The organism is Chryseobacterium sp. YIM B08800 (assembly GCF_026163565.1).
Classification (GTDB): Bacteria; Bacteroidota; Bacteroidia; order Flavobacteriales; family Weeksellaceae; genus Chryseobacterium.
Genome location: NZ_JAPDKN010000064.1, coordinates 1 through 18,415, shown reverse-complemented (window position 1 = coordinate 18,415; position 18,415 = coordinate 1). Strand labels below are relative to the sequence as shown.

The window sequence follows — 18,415 nt, the reverse complement described above, 5'->3', positions numbered from 1 at the left end:
AACTAATTTATAAATCTGTCTTTCTTAATACAAACTTACCATTGAACGGCTTGTTTGAGCTCTTTTTGCTAAAAGAAAAAGGCAAGGCGCAAAAAAGCGAGGAGTGAAAGCCGGATTAAGCTCCTGAAAAAAAAGTTCGAGGGTTGGAGAATGGGAGGGTTTGAGAGTTGAAATAAGAATGTTGCCCGAAAATATTCAGAGGGAATGTATTTGAGAAAACTTATAACAAGTCTTTAGGCAAAGCGATATTATTTTGTTTCATATACTCAATAAGCTCATTGTATTTGTCTTCGTAATCATTTGTACCGCACTTGTGAGAAATACTGCAGATTTCCGAGGGCTTTATATTGAGGATGTTTGAAATTTTTGTAAGAATCTCCAGATTGATTTTCACTTTTGAATTTTCGATATCAGAATACGCTTTTTGAGAAATACCCATTTCAAAGGCCATGTACTCTTGAGTTAGATCACGGTCGCGTCGCATTTTCCTGATATTTTGTCCACAAATTTTCATCACATAGTAGCTTTAGTAGTTTTCGGTATATTTTAGAAGTATATCTAATAGCCTTAGACAAAGTTAGTAAATACCTTTGTCAAAACATTACATATGCAGCATGATATTTCTTTTCAGATTACCTAAATCCTTTGTTTAAGGGAGATTTTGTAAAAAAAATATTGTTCGTTGCAAGACACAAGACTTATGGAGACGCAAAAATTTCATTATGACAATAATATTGTCAGAGCATTCCTCTATGCTACTATCGTATTCGGAATTATTGGTTTTATTTTAGGGCTAACTGCAGCTTTGATGCTTTTTTATCCTGAATTGCCTGAATTTTTATTTGGAACTGACGACACCACTATTCAGAGTTTAAGAAGTGGAAATATTCAGGGATTAGTCAATTCGCAAGGCGCTTTAGGATTTGGAAGAATCAGAATGCTTCATACCAGTGCGGTTATTTTTGCTTTTGTCTGTAACTCTTTCTTCTGCGGTGCTTATTATAGTATGCAGAGACTTTTAAAAACCAGAATGTATAGTGATACTCTATCATGGATTCATTTCTGGACATGGCAAATTATGATTATCGCTGTTGTGATTACTTTCTTAATGGGAATCAACACTTCAAAAGAATATGCAGAACACGAATGGCCGATCGATATTTTGATTACTTTCTCTTGGGTAATTTTCGGAATCAATATGTTTGGAACGATTGCCAAAAGAAGAGTGCGTCATTTATATGTAGCCATCTGGTTTTATATTGCAACTTGGATTGCCGTTGCGATGCTTCACATATTCAACAATTTAGAAGTTCCGTTATCTTTTACAAGCTGGAAATCATATTCTGCTTATGCAGGTGTGAAAGACGCATTGGTGCAATGGTGGTACGGTCACAATGCGGTTGCATTCGTTTTAACGACACCGGTTTTAGGTTTAATGTATTATTTTATGCCTAAAGCTGCCAATCGACCAGTATTTTCATATAAACTTTCGATTATTCACTTTTGGTCTTTAATCTTCGTTTATCTTTGGGCAGGACCTCACCATCTTCAATATACTGCTTTACCAGCATGGGCTCAAGCAGTGGGAACAGGTTTCTCAATCATGTTGATTGCACCATCTTGGGGTGGAATGCTGAACGGATTATTAACTTTAAGAGGAGCTTGGGATAAAGTAAGAGACAATCCTATCTTGAAATTCTTCGTAGTTGCAGTTACCTGTTACGGAATGGCAACCTTTGAAGGACCACTTTTAGCAACAAAATCTTTAAATAAAATCGGGCATTACACCGACTGGGTAATTGGTCACGTTCACTTAGGAGCTTTAGGATGGAATGGTTTCATGGCATTCGGAGTAGTTTATTACCTGATTCCTATTATGTGGAAAACCGAACTTTGGTCTAAAAAATTAGCCAACTGGCATTTCTGGTTGGGAACTTTAGGAATTATTTTCTATGCCGTACCAATGTATATCGCCGGATTTACCCAAGGTTTGATGTGGAAACAATTTAATCCGGACGGAACTTTATTGTGGAAAAACTGGCTAGATACCGTTACGGCAATTATTCCTTACTTTAAAATGAGATTCTTAGGTGGATTATTTTATCTGAGTGGAGCAATTTTAATGGTTGTAAATGTTTACAAAACAATTAAAGCAGGATCATTCCAGAAAAATGTGCCTGCAGAAGCTCCAGCTTTAGCCAATGTTGGTTCAGGCAGAAAAGAAGGCGAAGGTGTACACCTTTGGTTAGAAAGAACCCCTCACCTATTGTCAATATTAGCTTTTGTAGCCGTTGCAATCGGCGGGTTGGTAGAAATTGTTCCTACCCTGACTGTAAAAAGCAACTTACCAACAATATCTGCTGTGAAACCTTATTCACCATTAGAACTAGAAGGTAGAGATCTATACGTAAGAGAAGGCTGTAACTCGTGTCACTCACAAATGATAAGACCTTTCCGTGATGAAGTAGCAAGATTTGACGGTAAAAACGGGCAGTATTCGAAAGCAGGAGAATTCGTTTACGACAGACCATTCCTTTGGGGATCAAAAAGAACAGGACCTGATCTTCACAGAGAAGGTGCAAGAAATCCAGATTCATGGCACTTTAAACATATGTACAACCCAAGAATTACTTCTGCAGGTTCTATTATGCCACGTTTCCCTTGGTTGATTACCAATAAACTGGATCGTTCTCAAATGATCGATAAAATGAAACTGATGAAAAATACTTTTGATGTTCCTTACACCAAAGCACAGATAGATTCTGCAGATCGATGGGCAAATAATCAGTCACAAGCGATTGTAAAAAGAATTTATTCTGAAGCAACCGATGTAAAAGATCAAATGGATAAAGAGAAAATTGCCAAAGGAAACAATTTTGTACCAATGGAACAAAGAGAAATCATCGCAATGATTGCCTATCTGCAAAGACTGGGAACAGACATCAAAACGACAGACATCAAAACAGCAAGCGTAGATTAATTTTAAATATCTATTACAATGAAACAGAGAACACCCATATCTATATATATAGCGATAACCATAGGGATTACGGTAATGGCGTTCGAAATGTTCGCACAAGATGCCAATTATTTTTCTACACCTTTCTTTTGGGCATTGCTGATCATCATTACCATTTTATTGCTCATCATGAATTCTATCGGAGATTTGGTAGAAAACGAAAGGTTCAACAGATTGACAGAGCAAGAAAAACAAGAATATATTACCGATAAAACAACTCCGTATTATCTAAAACTTTGGAATTCGGCTTTCAAAAAACAATCGCAGGCTGAGGAAAAAGATATTTTAATCGATCATGGTTTTGATGGAATTACTGAGCTAGACAACTCTTTACCAAAATGGTGGATTGGTCTTTTCTACTTCGGAATGATTTTCTGTGCGGTTTACCTAATCGCTTTTGCCTTCACAGATTACGCTCACCCGGAAGCAGAATATGATAAAGAAACTAAATTACAGCTTGCCTCCATCGCAGAATACGAAAAAAATGCGCCGCCTATTAATTTAGAAACCGCAAAATATAGCGCAGATTATATTGCAGAAGGCGAGCAATTGTTTAAAACCAATTGTGTAACCTGTCATTCAGACGGTGGAAAAGGCGGCATCGGTCCAAACTTAACCGACACACATTGGATCAACATCAAAGAGAAAAGTTTATTTAAAAATGTTTTCTGGATGCTTGAAAATGGCTCACCAAACAATCCAACCATGCGTCCTTTCATAAAAGAAGGTACCATTACAGGAAGAGATGCAGAAAAAATCGCATCCTATATTTATCATATCAATCAGGAAAAATCTCCGATCACAGAAAAACAAGGAGGTGCGGCTCCGCAAGGAGAAATTGCAAAATGGCAAGAATAATTACTCATCTAAATATATAAAACTATGAATTGAATCTCCATCAGATGTATGTCGCAGTTGTAACTCAACTAACATCTGAAAACCTATTCACTTTAAATATTCCATAATATTTAATTATCAACTGAGGCATACATCAATGCAAAAACCTGTTCACTGAGCAGGTTTTTGTAGTTTAAAACAGGTACCACATTTGCATTTTTTTAACATAACTACTCCTCGTTGGCAAACATATTGCATCATATTATTAAACAAAGCCTTTACCAATGGGCTTTTCAAAAAAACAATTATGGTGAAGCTTATTAAATTTCAAATTTTCAAAATATAAGACAAGATTCAATATTTAAACATCGGTGAAACAATCCGTTCGCCAACCCAAAAACGAATTGTATATTTGTCTAAACCACAGAAATTTGAAAAGAAAATTCAACAAAAGAAAAATTCTCAGAGGTGTTGTTATTACAATCATCTCTTTTGTCGTTTTAATCATCCTGCTTATCTTAAGTTTAAGACTTCCGGCGGTTCAGAACTTTGTAAAAGATAAACTGATTGTTTACCTTGAGAAAAAAATAAAAACCAAAGTAAGTCTCGACAAAGTCTATATCGGTTTTCCAAACAGCTTGGTGATGGAAAATTTATATCTGAAAGGTCAGAATATTGATACCCTTTTAGCGGTGAAAAAATTCGATGTAGGTTTAGATATGTGGCAATTGCTTAATTCTAAAGCAGATCTTACCTCCATAGATTTAGAAGGCGTTCGCGCAAATGTGGTAAGAAAACCAGACGGAAAATTTAATTTCGATTATATTATTGATGCGTTTGCGACTTCCGATAAAGAACAAGAGGAAAAACCGTCAAAACCTTTTATTATTTCTCTTGATAAAATTAAATTAAAAGATATCGGAATCACTTTTAACGATCAGCAATCCCGAAATGATATTAAAGTATATTTCAAATCTTTTGATACCCGGGTAAAAACTTTCGACCTTCAAAACAACTCTTACGCAGTAAACGATATTAATCTTGACGGATTAAAATTAAAACTGAAACAAGATCTGGTAAAAGAAGTTGCAGCCAATGTAGAAGAAAAAGTAGATTCTCTGAATCAGAAAAAGGCAATGAAATTAGGTTTAAACAAAATAAACCTGACCAATTTTGATATTGACTATGGCGACGACAATACTAAAACTTTTGCAAAAGTTCTTTTCAAAGAATTAAGCACGAAAGTGAACAGCATCGATCTTGAAAACAACGATTATAATGTTGGAAATGTTTATTTAACCGGAGCAAATATCAACGCCAATTTATTCCTTCCAACGGAAAACGCCAATCCTAAAAACGAAGAAAAGTCTGAAGTTTCAAAAAATTCGGCGAAAGAAAAAGCAATGAAAGTTCTTTTGGGGAGACTTCATTTAGATGATGTAAAAGTCGCTTACAACAACACAGCCATCGCTCCTACAAAAAGCGGAATGGATTTTAACCATCTTAATTTTGCTAAATTAAATATCGATGTTCGAAATTTTAAAATGGAAAACAATGGTTTTGCAGGTTCTGTAAAATCAGCGGAAATACAGGAAGCAAGAGGTTTAGATATTCAAAAATTCAACACAGATTTTGTGTACGCAGAAAAAGAAGCGTATTTAAAAAACCTTTACCTGCAGACTTCGAAAACCATATTGCGTGACGAAGTTATTTTAAATTACAATTCGATTGACCAGTTATCATCCAATCTTGGAGCGGTAAAAATTTCAGCCGATATTCGTGATTCTAAAATTGGTTTTTCTGATATTTTAAATTTAGTTCCAACTTTAAAAAACACTGCGCCATTCAACAAATATCCGAATGCCACTTTAAATGTAAATGCATTTGTAAGAGGAACAGTTAATGATTTATCGATTCAGAATTTAAAAGTTTCAGGTTTAGACCAATTGCGAGTTTTAGCTTCAGGAAAAATCAAAAATGCGATGAACCCTGATCAATTGTATTACGATTTAAAGATTGCAGAAGTTTCTTCTTCCTCAAAAACAATTTACAATTTAGTTCCGAAAAATACAATTCCGAGCAATATTACTTTGCCTTCTTCATTTACGATTCGAGGAACGGCAAAAGGTACGACCCAAGTTGTGGATACTAATTTGCGTCTGACTTCAACTTTAGGAAACGCTGCAGTGATCGCTAAAGCAGATATGCGCAGAAAAAACAGAGAAACTTTTGATGTAAAAGCCAATCTTCAGGGTCTTCAGATCGGAAAACTGATTCAGAATAAAGATATAGGAAGCGTTACTGCAACCATCAATGCAAAAGGACAAGGTTTTGACCCAAAAACAATGTCTGCAAATCTTTCAGGTGACGTACAATCTGCAACTTACAACGGCTACACTTATCAGAATATGAATCTGAAAGGTAAAATAAACCGTGGCGCTTATGATATTGATTTAAACTCAAAAGATCCGAATGCCAATTTACATCTTGCTGCTTCCGGAGTTTATGATGAGAAAAATCCGACAGTAAAAGTCAATGGAAATATCAATAAATTAGATTTAAACAAATTAGGATTTTACAGTTCTCCAATGATTATTGCGGGTGGAATTGATGCCGATTTTAAAAGCTTAGATCCAGATAATCTGAATGGCTATCTTAATTTACAAGATTTTGCAATTTCAGATACCAAAGAAGTTTACCCTATTCAGGAAGTTAAGCTGAATGCAGTTTCAAGAGCAGATTCAACTTTAATTCAATTCAATTCGCAGATCGCAGATGTAGAACTGAACGGTAAATATAAACTGACTCAGATTTTTGGAGCTTTAAGTCAAACCATTAATCAATATTATCAGTTTCAAAAACCTGGCAAAACTCAGAAAATTGATGCCGGACAATTCTTCACCATCAATGCAACGATTAAAAATGACGATCTGATCAGAAAATTTGTACCGGATCTGAAAAGTTTTGAAACCATCAACATTACAGGAAATTACAATGCAGATTCTCAAAAAATAGAATTAGATGCAAAAATTCCACAGGTTTTGTACGGAACCAATACTTTAGAAAACACCAATCTGAAAATCACCAACGAAAATCAGGCTTTACAATATGATCTGAGTGTTGTTGCTTTGAAGAGTGAAAGTTTTGCTTTAAATAAAGTGAACATTAATGGCGATGTTGCCAATAATATCATCAATTATAATATCACCACAAAAGACGATAAAGATCAAACGCAGTTCCTGATCGCTGGAAATGCCAAGTCGTTGAATGATGTTACCGAAATATCGTTGAATCCGAATGGTTTAAAATTAAATTATATGGATTGGACGGTTGCTGAAAACAATAAAATCCAGATTTTCAGTCAGGGAATTGTGGCAGATAATTTCCGTTTATCAAATTCAGGAGCCGAAATTTCTTTACAGTCTGAAAGCAGTTCACCAACCAGTCCGTTGAATGTTTCATTGAAAGATTTTAAAATTGAAACGATCACAGAGATCATCAAAAAAGATTCATTATTAGCGAAAGGAACCATCAACGGAACAGCGCAGTTGAGAGATCTAACCAAAAATATGACGTTCACTTCAGACATCAATGTTTCTGATCTGATTGTTTATGGAAGTCCGGTAGGAAATTTAGCAATTAAAGTCAATAACCAATCCGCAAATCTTCTGAATGCAGACATTGCACTTTCAGGGAATAATAATGATGTGAAGATTTTAGGAAATTACAATACTTCTTCGAGTACGTTTGATTTAGATTTAAATATGAATCAGCTTCAGATGAAAACGCTTCAGGGCTTTTCGATGAACGCAATTACAAATACTGAAGGTTATCTTTCGGGAGATTTAAAAATTACGGGAACAACGACCGCTCCGAAAATTTTGGGTGACATTAAAATGAATAATGTCGGATTAATGATTGCTCAAACCGGAAGTGATTTCAGAAATATTAATGATAAAATAGGATTTACCAACCGCGGAATTGAGTTTGATAACTTTAAAATTAAAGACAAAGACGGGAACTCTCTAAACCTTGATGGACAAATCTTAACGCAGACCTACAGAGATTTTGCATTTAACCTCGATGTGAATGCAAAAGATTTCAAAGTTGTAAATTCTGAAAAGTCGAATGATGCCATGATGTATGGAATTCTTGCGATTGATGCAGCATTAAAAGTGCGTGGGAATCTAGATTTACCAAAGGTTGACGGTAGATTGGCAGTTTCAGAAAAAACAGATTTTACGTTTGTACTTCCACAATCGAGCCCATCTTTGCAGGAAAGAGACGGTATTGTAGAATTCATCGATCAGGATCAGATCGCTCTTAATAAAACCATAAAAGCAGATTCTGTCAAAGCAGAAAGCCCGATTAAAGGGTTGGATGTGAGTGTAAACATAGAAGTCGATAAAGAAGCGAAAATGTCGATTATTATTGATAAAGCCAACGGAGATTTTGTAAAACTTCAGGGTGAAGCAGATTTAACGGGTGGAATAGATCCTTCAGGAAAAACAACTTTAGTCGGTGTTTATCAGGTAGAAAAAGGAAGCTACGAAATGTCTGTAAGTCTTCTGAAAAGAAAATTTGATATTCAAAAAGGAAGCACCATCACCTGGACCGGTGAACCAACAGCCGCTAAATTGGATATTACAGCAATCTACAAAACCAATGCAGCGCCAATTGATCTTGTGGAACAACAGTATACAGGAGAAGCTGCAGATCTTAATCAGTTTAAGCAAAGAATTCCATTTAGTACTTTATTGATTCTTAAAGGAGAACTCTTAAAACCTGAAATTTCTTTTGATATTACCACAGATGAAAAAAATAATGCGGTTTCTTCTACCGTTACAGAACAGGTAGACCAAAAACTGTCTCAGTTGCGACAAGACGAAAACGAAATGAATAAGCAGGTTTTTGCTTTGCTTTTATTAAACCGCTTTATCGGTGAAAATCCTTTTGAAAGCAATTCGGGAGTTTCTGCTGAAACCTTAGCAAGACAGAGTGTGAGTAAAATTCTTTCACAACAGCTTAATAATATTGCTTCTAATCTTATAAAAGGGGTTGATCTGAATTTTGATCTTGAATCTACCGAAGATTATTCTACCGGACAACAGAATACAAGAACCGATCTGAATGTAGATATCAGCAAAAAACTATTGAATGACCGTCTGAAAGTTACGGTAGGAAGTAATTTCGGATTGGAAGGTGAAGCAAGACAAAATGAAAATACCACCAATATTGCGGGAGATGTTACGATAGATTACAGCCTTTCTAGAGACGGAAGATATATGTTGAGAGCCTACCGAAAAAATGATTATCAGGTTGCTTTGCAAGGACAAATTATAGAAACCGGAGTAGGATTTATCATCACTTTAGATTACGATAAATTCAAAGATATTTTCCGTAAATCGAGAAATCAGAGAAACAAGGAAAAGAGAGAAAATAAAAGAAAACAAGATAACCAAGTCGTAGAATTTAAATAATGAAGAATACGTTGAATACATACTGCAAATATTTTTTGGCATCAGGAATTACGATGGCTGTTATCTCGTGTAGCAATACCAAATTTCTGAAAGACGGACAAATGCTCTACACCGGAGCTGAAGTTAAAATAGAAAACGATTCTCTTTCCAAAAAAGAAAAAAGTGCATTGCAGTCTGCACTCGAAGAAAGTCTTACTCCAAAACCAAATTCTTCTTTTCTTGGTTTAAGACCCAAATTATACGCTTATAATGCAACAAAAGAACCTAAAAAAGAAAAAGGTTTAAAATACTGGCTGAAATATAAATTTGGTGAAGAGCCTGTATTGCTTGGAGATGTTGACAGAGAATTTAATAAAGATATTATTGTAAATTATTCTGAAAACAAAGGCTATTTTAATGCAAAAGCAAAATACGACACCGTTTCAAAAAATAAAAAGGCACAAGTAATTTATACCTTAAATCCTGGAGCGAGATATTTAATCAGTAACGTCAATTTTCCGAAAGATTCTACGCTTATAAATTCGGAAATACAGAATTTAAAAGAAAAAACGTTACTTAAAGCAGGAAATCCTTTTGATTTGGATGTCATTAAAAACGAACGACAAAGAATTGATGATGGTTTAAAAGACAAAGGTTTTTATTACTTTAGTCAAGACAATATTATTGTACAGGCAGACAGTACGGTAACTAAAGACCCCAAAGTTGAGCTTATTGTAAAGCTGAAAGACAACACACCGAAATTGGCAACCGAACAATTTACGATTGATAAAGTAGTTGTTTTTCCTAATTACAATCTTCGCGATGCTAAAAAAGGAAAATACAATATCCCGATGAATCCCGATTCTTTGAAAGGATATGAGTACAACAATATTTACGTAGTTGATCCTGATAAAAAATTTAAACCAAGAATTTTTGACCGAGCTTTATATTTCAACCAAGGTGATATCTACAACAGAAAAGACCACAATTTATCACTTAACCGATTGATCAGTCTAGGGGTTTTTAAATTTGTAAAAAATGAATTCGTCGTTTCCGATTCTTTAAATCATAAGTTTGATGCGTATTATGTGTTAACTCCGAGAGAACTTCAATCTTTACGATTGGAAGCTTTGGGAAGAACCAATTCTGCGAATTATGCCGGAAGCGAACTAAATTTAAACTGGACACAACGAAATTTTTTCCGTGGTGCAGAGCAATTTAAAGCTTCTGTTTATGGAGCATTCGATGTTCAAATGGGTGGTCCTGCAGATGCTGAAAATATTTTCAGAGCGGGAACCAATGTACAGTTATCGATTCCGAGAATCGTGGCTCCTTTCCGTTTCAATTCTTCAAGTGCTTTCGTACCGAGAACTAATATTAAACTGGGTTATGAATTCCAAAACAGAACCACTTTATATTCTTTAAACACATTTAATGCTTCATTTGGATATCAGTGGAAAGAAAATGTAAGAAAAGAACATGAGCTTAATGTCATTGATGTTTCTTTGATTCGTCCTGCAGATGTTACTCAAAAATATATGGACAAATTTCCACAAAATCCATACTTGGAAAGAGTGGTTGAGCAACAATTAATTTTTGGACCAACTTATTCTTACACCTACTCCACAACAATGCTTCCGAGAAAAAATACATTCTATTATAAAGGAATGCTTGATTTAGCAGGAAATATTACAGGTCTTGTAACGGGAGCCAATGCTAAAGAAGGAAAAGAAAAAACAATTTTCGGTGTTCCTTTCAGCCAATATGCAAAGATTGAAAATGATGTAAGATTCTATCATAAGTTTAATGAAAAAACATCTTTCGCTTCACGATTTATTGCGGGAGCTGCCATTCCGTACGGAAATTCAGAGCATATTCCTTTCTCAAGGCAGTTTTTTGTAGGGGGAAGTAACAGTATCAGAGCATTCAGAGCAAGAACTTTGGGTCCTGGAAGCTACGATCCCAGAACTCCCGATAAAGATAGAGTTGCTTTTGATCAGTCGGGAGATGTAAAGTTAGAATTGAATGCAGAATATAGAGCCAATCTTTATAAATTCTTAAATGTTGCCGCCTTTGTGGATGCCGGAAATATTTGGTTAATCAATGACGACATCGATAATAAGGGAGTTAATACAAGACCGGGAGGAAAGTTTTCTAAAGAATTTTTAAGTGAAATTGCCGTAGGAGCAGGAGTTGGCCTGCGATTAGATTTCTCCATTTTAGTTTTAAGACTTGATTTGGCAATGCCTCTAAGAGTTCCTTATTACGAAAAAGGCGACCGATGGACTTTTGACAGAATTAATTTTGGAGATTCCGATTGGAGAAAAGATAATCTGATTCTGAATATTGCCATTGGATATCCTTTCTAAATAACTGCCAAATTGCATTTAAAAAGATTCTATACAGATTTTTAACGCAAAGAATTAAATATCAAAGCTTTTATCAAAGGAGCAAAGATGAATCAACAAGTTGATTGAATGAAGCTATGTTTTCAAGCTTTGCGAAGCAAATTTCATTTGCCTTTGCATTCTTAAAATCTACGTTACATTTGAAAAAAACTTTGCGTTAAAATAAAATTTCAATACACCAAACATAAAAAAACGTTATGCTAAAAGAATTAAATTTTTTCTGGGAAACAGTAAAAGAAACATTTACAGAATGGAATAATTCATCTGCTTCCAATAATTCAGCAAGCTTAGCTTATTACGCTATTTTCTCAATTCCCGGATTGCTCATTATTATTATCTGGATTGCTGGATATTTTTTTGGTGAAGAAGCCATTCGCGGACAAATCAGTACTCAGATTAGCGGATTGATGGGACAAGATGTTGCCAAAAGTATTCAGGATATGATTGCGGGAGCACTCATTGACAAAGAAAATATTTTTATGAAAGTTGTAGGTATCGGATCATTGGTTTACGGTTCTACTACCCTATTTTTTCAGTTACAGAAATCGTTAAATAATCTTTGGGATGTAGAAGCAGCTCCCAAAAAAGCTTTAGTTAAATTTCTTTTAGACCGTGCCAATTCTTTGGGTATGATTTTAATTTTAGGATTTTTACTGATGATTACAATGGTTTTGTCCTCATTGATCGGACTTTTTAACAATTTCATCACGACCTATTTTGGTCTTGAAACGTATATCATTGTAGAAATTATTAATTTCACCGTAGGATTTTTAGTTATTGTCGTCCTTTTTGCATTGATGTTTAAAGTGCTTCCTGATGTGGAAATCAGCTGGAAATCGGTTTGGAAAGGCGCTTTATTAACTGCCGCTCTGTTTACTTTAGGTAAATTTTTGCTGAGTCTTTACTTCGGTCAGTTTAAACCAACCTCAGCTTTCGGAACTGCCGGAACGGTGATTTTAATTATGATGTGGATTAACTATTCGTGTATGCTTATTTTCTTCGGCGCAGAATTTACGAAAGTGTATTCTTATCGAAAAGGTTATAAAATTGTTCCTTCAAAACATGCTAAATGGAATAGTGCAAAACTCTATCGAGACAGCCAAATTCAAAACGAAGCTCAGGTTTAAAATAAAAATCCTCCCGAAATTTTCAGGAGGATTTATTTTTTACATTCTGTTTACGGTTCCTATACCTAATAAACTTAATGATTTTTTTATTGTCTGTGCTGTGAGATTTGATAAATTCAAACGAATCTGTTTTACATTTTCATCTTCCTGATTCAAGATCGGATTACTTTGATAAAAAGAATTATAAGTTTTTACCAAATCATAAACATAGTTCGCTACCAAAGCCGGGCTTAAAACTTCCGCAGCTTTTTGAACGACAATTTTATAATTTGCCAGTTGCATAATCAAAGCTTTTTCATATTGATTCAATTCAACCTCAGCAACTTCTTTCTGCTCAAAATTAGCTTTATTGAGCAAAGACTGAATACGCGCAAAAGTATATTGAATGAAAGGCCCCGTATTTCCATTAAAATCAATACTTTCTTCAGGATTGAAAAGCATTTTTTTCTTTGGATCTACTTTCAGCATGAAATATTTTAAAGCTCCCATACCTACACTTTCATAATTTTCGTTCTTTTCCTCCTCAGTAAAGTTTTCAAGTTTACCCAATTCCTCCGCTGCATATTTTGCAATATTGTGCATTTCCTGCATCAAATCGTCTGCATCGACAACCGTTCCTTCACGAGATTTCATTTTTCCGTTTGGAAGTTCTACCATTCCATAAGATAAATGGTACAACTGATCTGCCCAAGAATACCCTAATTTTCCTAAGATCTTAAACAGAACTTGGAAATGATAATCCTGTTCGTTTCCTACCGTATAAATAAGTTTTTGAATATCGTTTTCTTTAAAACGCTGAACCGCCGTTCCCAAATCCTGAGTCATATACACAGAAGTTCCGTCTGAACGAAGCAATAATTTCTGATCTAAACCTTCGTCTGTCAAATCACACCAAACCGAGCCATCCTCTTTCTTATACAATACGCCTTTGTCTAAACCTTCCTGAATAAGGTCTTTTCCTAAAATATAGGTATTGCTTTCATACTGAACCTGATCGAAATCTACGCCTAATCTTTTATAAGTCTGATTGAAACCGTCATAAACCCAAGAGTTCATTTCGCTCCAAAGATTTCTTACTTTTTCGTCACCATTTTCCCAATCCAAAAGCATTTGTTGAGCTTCTTTCATTAAAGGAGCATCTTTTTTAGCCTGATCTTCAGTGCTTCCATTCGCAATAAGCTCAGCTATTTCTTTTTTGTATTCCTGGTCAAATTTTACATAGTAGTTTCCTACAAATTTATCACCTTTCACACGATCAGTTTCCGGAGTTTCTCCTTTTCCAAACTTTTCCCAAGCCAACATCGATTTACAGATATGAATTCCTCTGTCATTAATGATCTGACTTTTTATAACATCATACCCAGCTTCTTTAAGAATTTGAGCGACAGAAAAACCTAACAAATTATTTCTAATATGTCCTAAATGCAGCGGTTTGTTGGTATTCGGTGAAGAATATTCCACCATTACGGTTGCATTTTTCTTTTCTATATTTGAAAACTGTTCAGAAACCGTTTTAAACTGATCTACGAAAAACTGGTTTTTAACTTTTACGTTTAAAAATCCTTTTACCACGTTAAAACTTTCCAGTAATTCAGTCTGTGTTGTTAATCCTTCTCCTAATTCTACCCCAATGCTTTCAGGATTTTTCTTCAATTGTTTTACCAAAGGAAAAGTAACGATCGTAAAATCACCCTCAAACTCAGTTTTATTTTCCTGGATTTCAAGTTTTATATCTTTCAACTGATAGAGATTAAGAATAACCTCTGCCAGTTTTTGTTCTATTATATCTTTAATATTCATGAGTTTATATTCATTTTTTAGGACATACAAAAGCAGTCCTAATTTCATATCATAATTTTCAAATGCAAATTTAGTGAAATAAAAAAGACTTCGTTAGCGAAGCCTTTTAAAAATTGTTATAGATTGAGACAATTATAGTCCCACCTTCTGCATTCTCTTAATATAGGATTCCAGTTTAAGCAGCATGCAGGAGCTTGCCCACCTTGAATTTTTCTAAGATCTTTTTTAGATAGCTTTTTTAAATTTTTCATAATATTTTATTGTTTAATAGTTTTGAAGTGAATATATAAAACCGCACTAAGGCGGTTTTAATATGAATGTTAAAAAATTGATTAATTAATGTCCCAGAAAAGTTTTGTTGTAAGTTTATCTCCTCCAATCGCTGACGAAGCTGATGTCCAATTAGCACCATTTACAGTTTGCTCATTGATAGGATAAGTTAATCTTGTTGGCACTTTCCCATCTGCAGCTGCTGTTGCATTCGGTGCAGTCAAGGCAGGATAATCTAATCTTCTAAAGAAATTCCAAGATTCAAAACCTCTGTTGTACATTGCTATCCAAGCTTGCTCGCCAATTCGCTGTTTCCAATTCGCCGCTGAATATGCGACGTTAGGATTAGCTAGATAAGTAGTAGTATCTGCAGAATTTATTCCCCAATATTGCATAGAAGCTTTTATAGCATTTTCATAATAAACTTGTGCTGAATTAGCCAAACTATACCCTCTTGCAGCACCTTCTGCTAAATAGAAATTGATTTCAGCTGCGTCAAATAAAACTCCCGGTTCATTTGGAGAAAGTAAGTCTTTTCCTATGCTGGAGTTTTCATCATAGATATTTGACAATCCTACCACTCCTCCTACATATGTTCCATCAGACATTGCCTCAAAATAAGATCCTCTACGGGGATCATTTAATGAATTCATTGAATTTACAATACCTTCTTCTGCAATAAAATCTTGTCTTCCACTAGCAATAACTTCGGCATATATTCTATTAAAATTAGGGGAAGTACTATCATATTGAAATAATGTATTGTTAGAATTGGCAGTTATAACTCCTGCATTAGCCGCAGATTCTACTGTTTGTTTAGCTAAAGTAGGATTTACATCAGCCAAATTTATTCCTATTTTAAGCTTTAAACTATTTGCAAACGTAATCCAACTGTTAACATTCCCGTTATAGAAATTATCTCCAGAAGTAAAACTAGGATAAGCAGAATCTAAAGTTGACACAATAACATTTAATCTACTAATAAGATCTTCATAAATTGTTTTTGCATCATCATATTTTGGAAGAACAATGGTTTCAGGCTTTGAAGCTTGAGAATATGGAACGTTTCCAAAGCTATCAACTAAAACCTGATAGGTATATATTTCAACCAAATTTACGATTGCTAATTTATTAGCCTGTTGTTTTTGCCAAGCTTGATCTGTTAAAGTCGCAGGTTTAGTTTCTTTGTTTATTTCTCTTTTTGCTTCATCAAGATTACCTAAAACATCTGTATATAAAGCTAACCACATATTATCTGGTACTCTTCTAGTACCTGTAAAGATAAATCTTGCATCATTTCTGTATGTGGTGCTTGCAAGATAATGTTGCATAAATCTAAAAACATTTAAATTTACACTAGGGGTAATCATTTGATCAGTAAGTTCTTTCTGAGCATTTGTAAAAAGAACCTCAGCTGAAACAACATATGGCTGACTTTGGTTATTATTAAAATCTTCATCTCCGTTTACACATCCTGTGAGAACCGTTAATGAGCCTATAGTAAGTATTGAAAATATCTTTTTCATTTTATTTTTTTTAGAAGTCTAGTTTAACATTGAATGAATAAATACGAGTTGTAGGCATTACTCCTGATTGATAGCCCTGAATATTTCCTGAGGAAGTTCCTGCTTCAGGATCTGCATCTGGAAGGTTTTTATGAATAATCCATAAGTTCTGCCCCATCAAACTAAAAGTCATCCCTTTAATAAAAGTGTTTCTTAGCAAATCAGTTGGTAATGAATAAGAAATTTTTGCTTCTCTCAATTTTACATATGAAGCGTCGTAAATAAATGCTTCTTGTGGTAGACCAGCATCAGTACCAAATGCTCCGCCTGCAAAAGACGCATCAATTCTTACATCATTAGGAGTACCATCTGCTTTCACACCTGGTAAAATAACTCCACCTCCATTATCCAATGTATTTCTTACAGGATTTCCTAAATCATTTAATCCAGCACTATATTCATAAAGACCCGTTAGTCCTCCATATGATTGGTCAAGAGAATAAACACTACCTCCTTTTTTCACATCGATTAAGAAACCTAACGAGAAATTTTTATATCTGAATGTATTATAAACACCTCCCATCCATTCTGGTTGTATGTTTCCTAAAACTCTATCTGAAGCAACTAAATAAAGACCGTCATCTCCAACAACTTTATTTCCATTAGCATCATACACAAAGCCAGTTCCTCTAAATGTACCGTAAGCTTCACCAACTGTAGCATTTAAAGTTGTTTCCTGAAAACTTGCAAGTTGCAAATTTTGTCGTCCTTGGCTTAAAGCTTTTACGATATTCTTATTTTTAGACCAGTTTAAATTAATATCCCATTGGAAGTCACTGCTTTTTATTGGCACAACAGTAAGCGCAACTTCTACCCCTTTATTTTCTGTTTCTCCTGCATTTATTAATGAGAAACTATGTTTAGTTGATGGCGATTGAGGTACGCTGAACAGTAAATCTTGTGTATTTGTTTTATACAATGATACATCTAATGACACTCTTCTTTTAAACATTGATGTTTCTAAACCAACTTCCCAGCTTTTTTGTCTTTCTGGTTTTAAATTTCCAAAGTCTACATAAGTTGTGCTAATATCCGCCATAGGAATACCGTTTACAGTTCCTCTGTTTCCATAAAAACCGGGTCTTCCAAATGCCATGTCATTACCTACTTCAGCATAGCTTAATCTTACTTTACCAAAATTTAACCAATTTGACTTAAACAATTCAGAAAAAACAAAGCTCGAACCTAATGAATAGTAAGTATAGTTTCTATTAGATTTTGGCAAAGCACTTGAAGTATCATTACGAATAGTTCCTTCTAAAAATAAAAATCGGTCAAAATCTAATGAAGCCTGTGCATAAACACCTGCTTTTTGACCTCTTATATTGTTTTCTACGAGCGGATAACTAGCTCTGGAATTGGAAACAGTATATAAATCAGGGATAATTAAACCTCCTGTTGTCGAATTTTCTGAACCTCTTGCATGTTGATCCATAAACTGTCCTCCCGCAACAAACTGCGCATTAAATTTATCAGATACGTTCCAAGTATATCGACCAATTAAGTCATACGTTTGTCGCATAATTGTATCATCAAATACCCAGTAACCTGAAGTTTCATCAGCTTGAGCCAAACCGAATTCTTCTGCGTGACTTCCTATTGCTTTTCTTATTTCTTGTTTACTATTTGTATAATCAATTGTTGCTCTTCCTAAGATATTGAATTTTTTAGTTATATCATAAGAAAGTTCAGCACCTGCAATTAATCTTGTTTTATCATCTGACGAATAGTTTTTATAACGATCCCAATAAGGATTATTCCAATAATATGGAGAAAGGTTTCCTCCAGTTGGGTCTACCATATTCCAAGTATAATTCTGGTTGGTTCTAAAAAATTCGTCCCTAAGCTCCAAAACATCCACATTTAGAGGCCACCACTGCCGGAATCCTGTAAGAATGTTATCTCCATATCCAACAGAGTTTCTACCAAC

At 34.6% G+C, this 18,415-nt stretch carries 9 protein-coding genes and 1 pseudogene; 5 read left to right on the top strand and 5 right to left on the bottom strand.

Annotation, left to right across the window (positions count from 1 at the left end; all coding sequences use genetic code 11):
• Positions 1-220: 220 nt before the first annotated feature.
• Entirely contained in the window at positions 221-514 is a 294-nt protein-coding gene (locus OEW74_RS17985) for a helix-turn-helix domain-containing protein (RefSeq protein WP_265429779.1), read from the bottom strand.
• 186 nt (positions 515-700) lie between these two features.
• On the opposite strand from OEW74_RS17985, the gene ccoN reads away from it, so the two are divergent.
• From ccoN to OEW74_RS17960, 5 genes are all read left to right on the top strand, one after another.
• Positions 701-2,980, top strand: a complete 2,280-nt coding sequence (ccoN, locus tag OEW74_RS17980) for a cytochrome-c oxidase, cbb3-type subunit I (RefSeq protein ID WP_265429778.1) — start codon at positions 701-703, stop codon at positions 2,978-2,980.
• A gap of 18 nt (positions 2,981-2,998) precedes the next feature.
• Entirely contained in the window at positions 2,999-3,877 is an 879-nt protein-coding gene (locus OEW74_RS17975; RefSeq protein ID WP_265429777.1) for a cbb3-type cytochrome c oxidase N-terminal domain-containing protein, read from the top strand.
• A 410-nt stretch (positions 3,878-4,287) separates the two neighbouring features.
• Positions 4,288-9,336: a translocation/assembly module TamB domain-containing protein gene (locus OEW74_RS17970; RefSeq protein WP_265429776.1), complete on the top strand. Its 5,049-nt coding sequence runs from the start codon at positions 4,288-4,290 to the stop codon at positions 9,334-9,336.
• Positions 9,336-11,684: a BamA/TamA family outer membrane protein gene (locus OEW74_RS17965; protein WP_265429775.1), complete on the top strand. Its 2,349-nt coding sequence runs from the start codon at positions 9,336-9,338 to the stop codon at positions 11,682-11,684. Before OEW74_RS17970 ends, OEW74_RS17965 begins: the two co-directional genes overlap by 1 nt.
• 236 nt (positions 11,685-11,920) lie before the next feature.
• Positions 11,921-12,850: a YihY/virulence factor BrkB family protein gene (locus OEW74_RS17960; RefSeq protein ID WP_265429774.1), complete on the top strand. Its 930-nt coding sequence runs from the start codon at positions 11,921-11,923 to the stop codon at positions 12,848-12,850.
• A gap of 39 nt (positions 12,851-12,889) precedes the next feature.
• Here the strand turns inward: OEW74_RS17960 and argS are convergent, their stop codons facing one another.
• The 4 genes and pseudogenes from argS to OEW74_RS17945 form a co-directional block, all read right to left on the bottom strand.
• Positions 12,890-14,650 (bottom strand): arginine--tRNA ligase, encoded by a 1,761-nt coding sequence (argS, locus tag OEW74_RS17955; RefSeq protein ID WP_265429773.1) that lies wholly within the window; start codon positions 14,648-14,650, stop codon positions 12,890-12,892.
• Positions 14,651-14,766: 116 nt separating this feature from the next.
• Positions 14,767-14,901: a bacteriocin-like protein gene (locus OEW74_RS19720; protein ID WP_416207915.1), complete on the bottom strand. Its 135-nt coding sequence runs from the start codon at positions 14,899-14,901 to the stop codon at positions 14,767-14,769.
• Positions 14,902-14,982: 81 nt separating this feature from the next.
• The gene (locus OEW74_RS17950; RefSeq protein WP_265429772.1) at positions 14,983-16,446 is read right to left on the bottom strand and encodes a SusD/RagB family nutrient-binding outer membrane lipoprotein; all 1,464 of its coding nucleotides are present in this window, start codon (positions 16,444-16,446) and stop codon (positions 14,983-14,985) included.
• A 10-nt stretch (positions 16,447-16,456) separates the two neighbouring features.
• Positions 16,457-18,415, bottom strand: a pseudogene (locus OEW74_RS17945) (TonB-dependent receptor); the annotation flags it as partial.

What these genes read in the sequence shown, in the direction of transcription:
- OEW74_RS17985 (WP_265429779.1), bottom strand. Translation starts at nt 514, where the DNA reads ATGAAAATTTGTGGACAAAATATCAGGAAAATGCGACGCGACCGTGAT.
- ccoN (WP_265429778.1), top strand. Translation starts at nt 701, where the DNA reads ATGGAGACGCAAAAATTTCATTATGACAATAATATTGTCAGAGCATTC.
- OEW74_RS17975 (WP_265429777.1), top strand. Translation starts at nt 2,999, where the DNA reads ATGAAACAGAGAACACCCATATCTATATATATAGCGATAACCATAGGG.
- OEW74_RS17965 (WP_265429775.1), top strand. Translation starts at nt 9,336, where the DNA reads ATGAAGAATACGTTGAATACATACTGCAAATATTTTTTGGCATCAGGA.
- OEW74_RS17960 (WP_265429774.1), top strand. Translation starts at nt 11,921, where the DNA reads ATGCTAAAAGAATTAAATTTTTTCTGGGAAACAGTAAAAGAAACATTT.
- argS (WP_265429773.1), bottom strand. Translation starts at nt 14,650, where the DNA reads ATGAATATTAAAGATATAATAGAACAAAAACTGGCAGAGGTTATTCTT.
- OEW74_RS19720 (WP_416207915.1), bottom strand. Translation starts at nt 14,901, where the DNA reads ATGAAAAATTTAAAAAAGCTATCTAAAAAAGATCTTAGAAAAATTCAA.
- OEW74_RS17950 (WP_265429772.1), bottom strand. Translation starts at nt 16,446, where the DNA reads ATGAAAAAGATATTTTCAATACTTACTATAGGCTCATTAACGGTTCTC.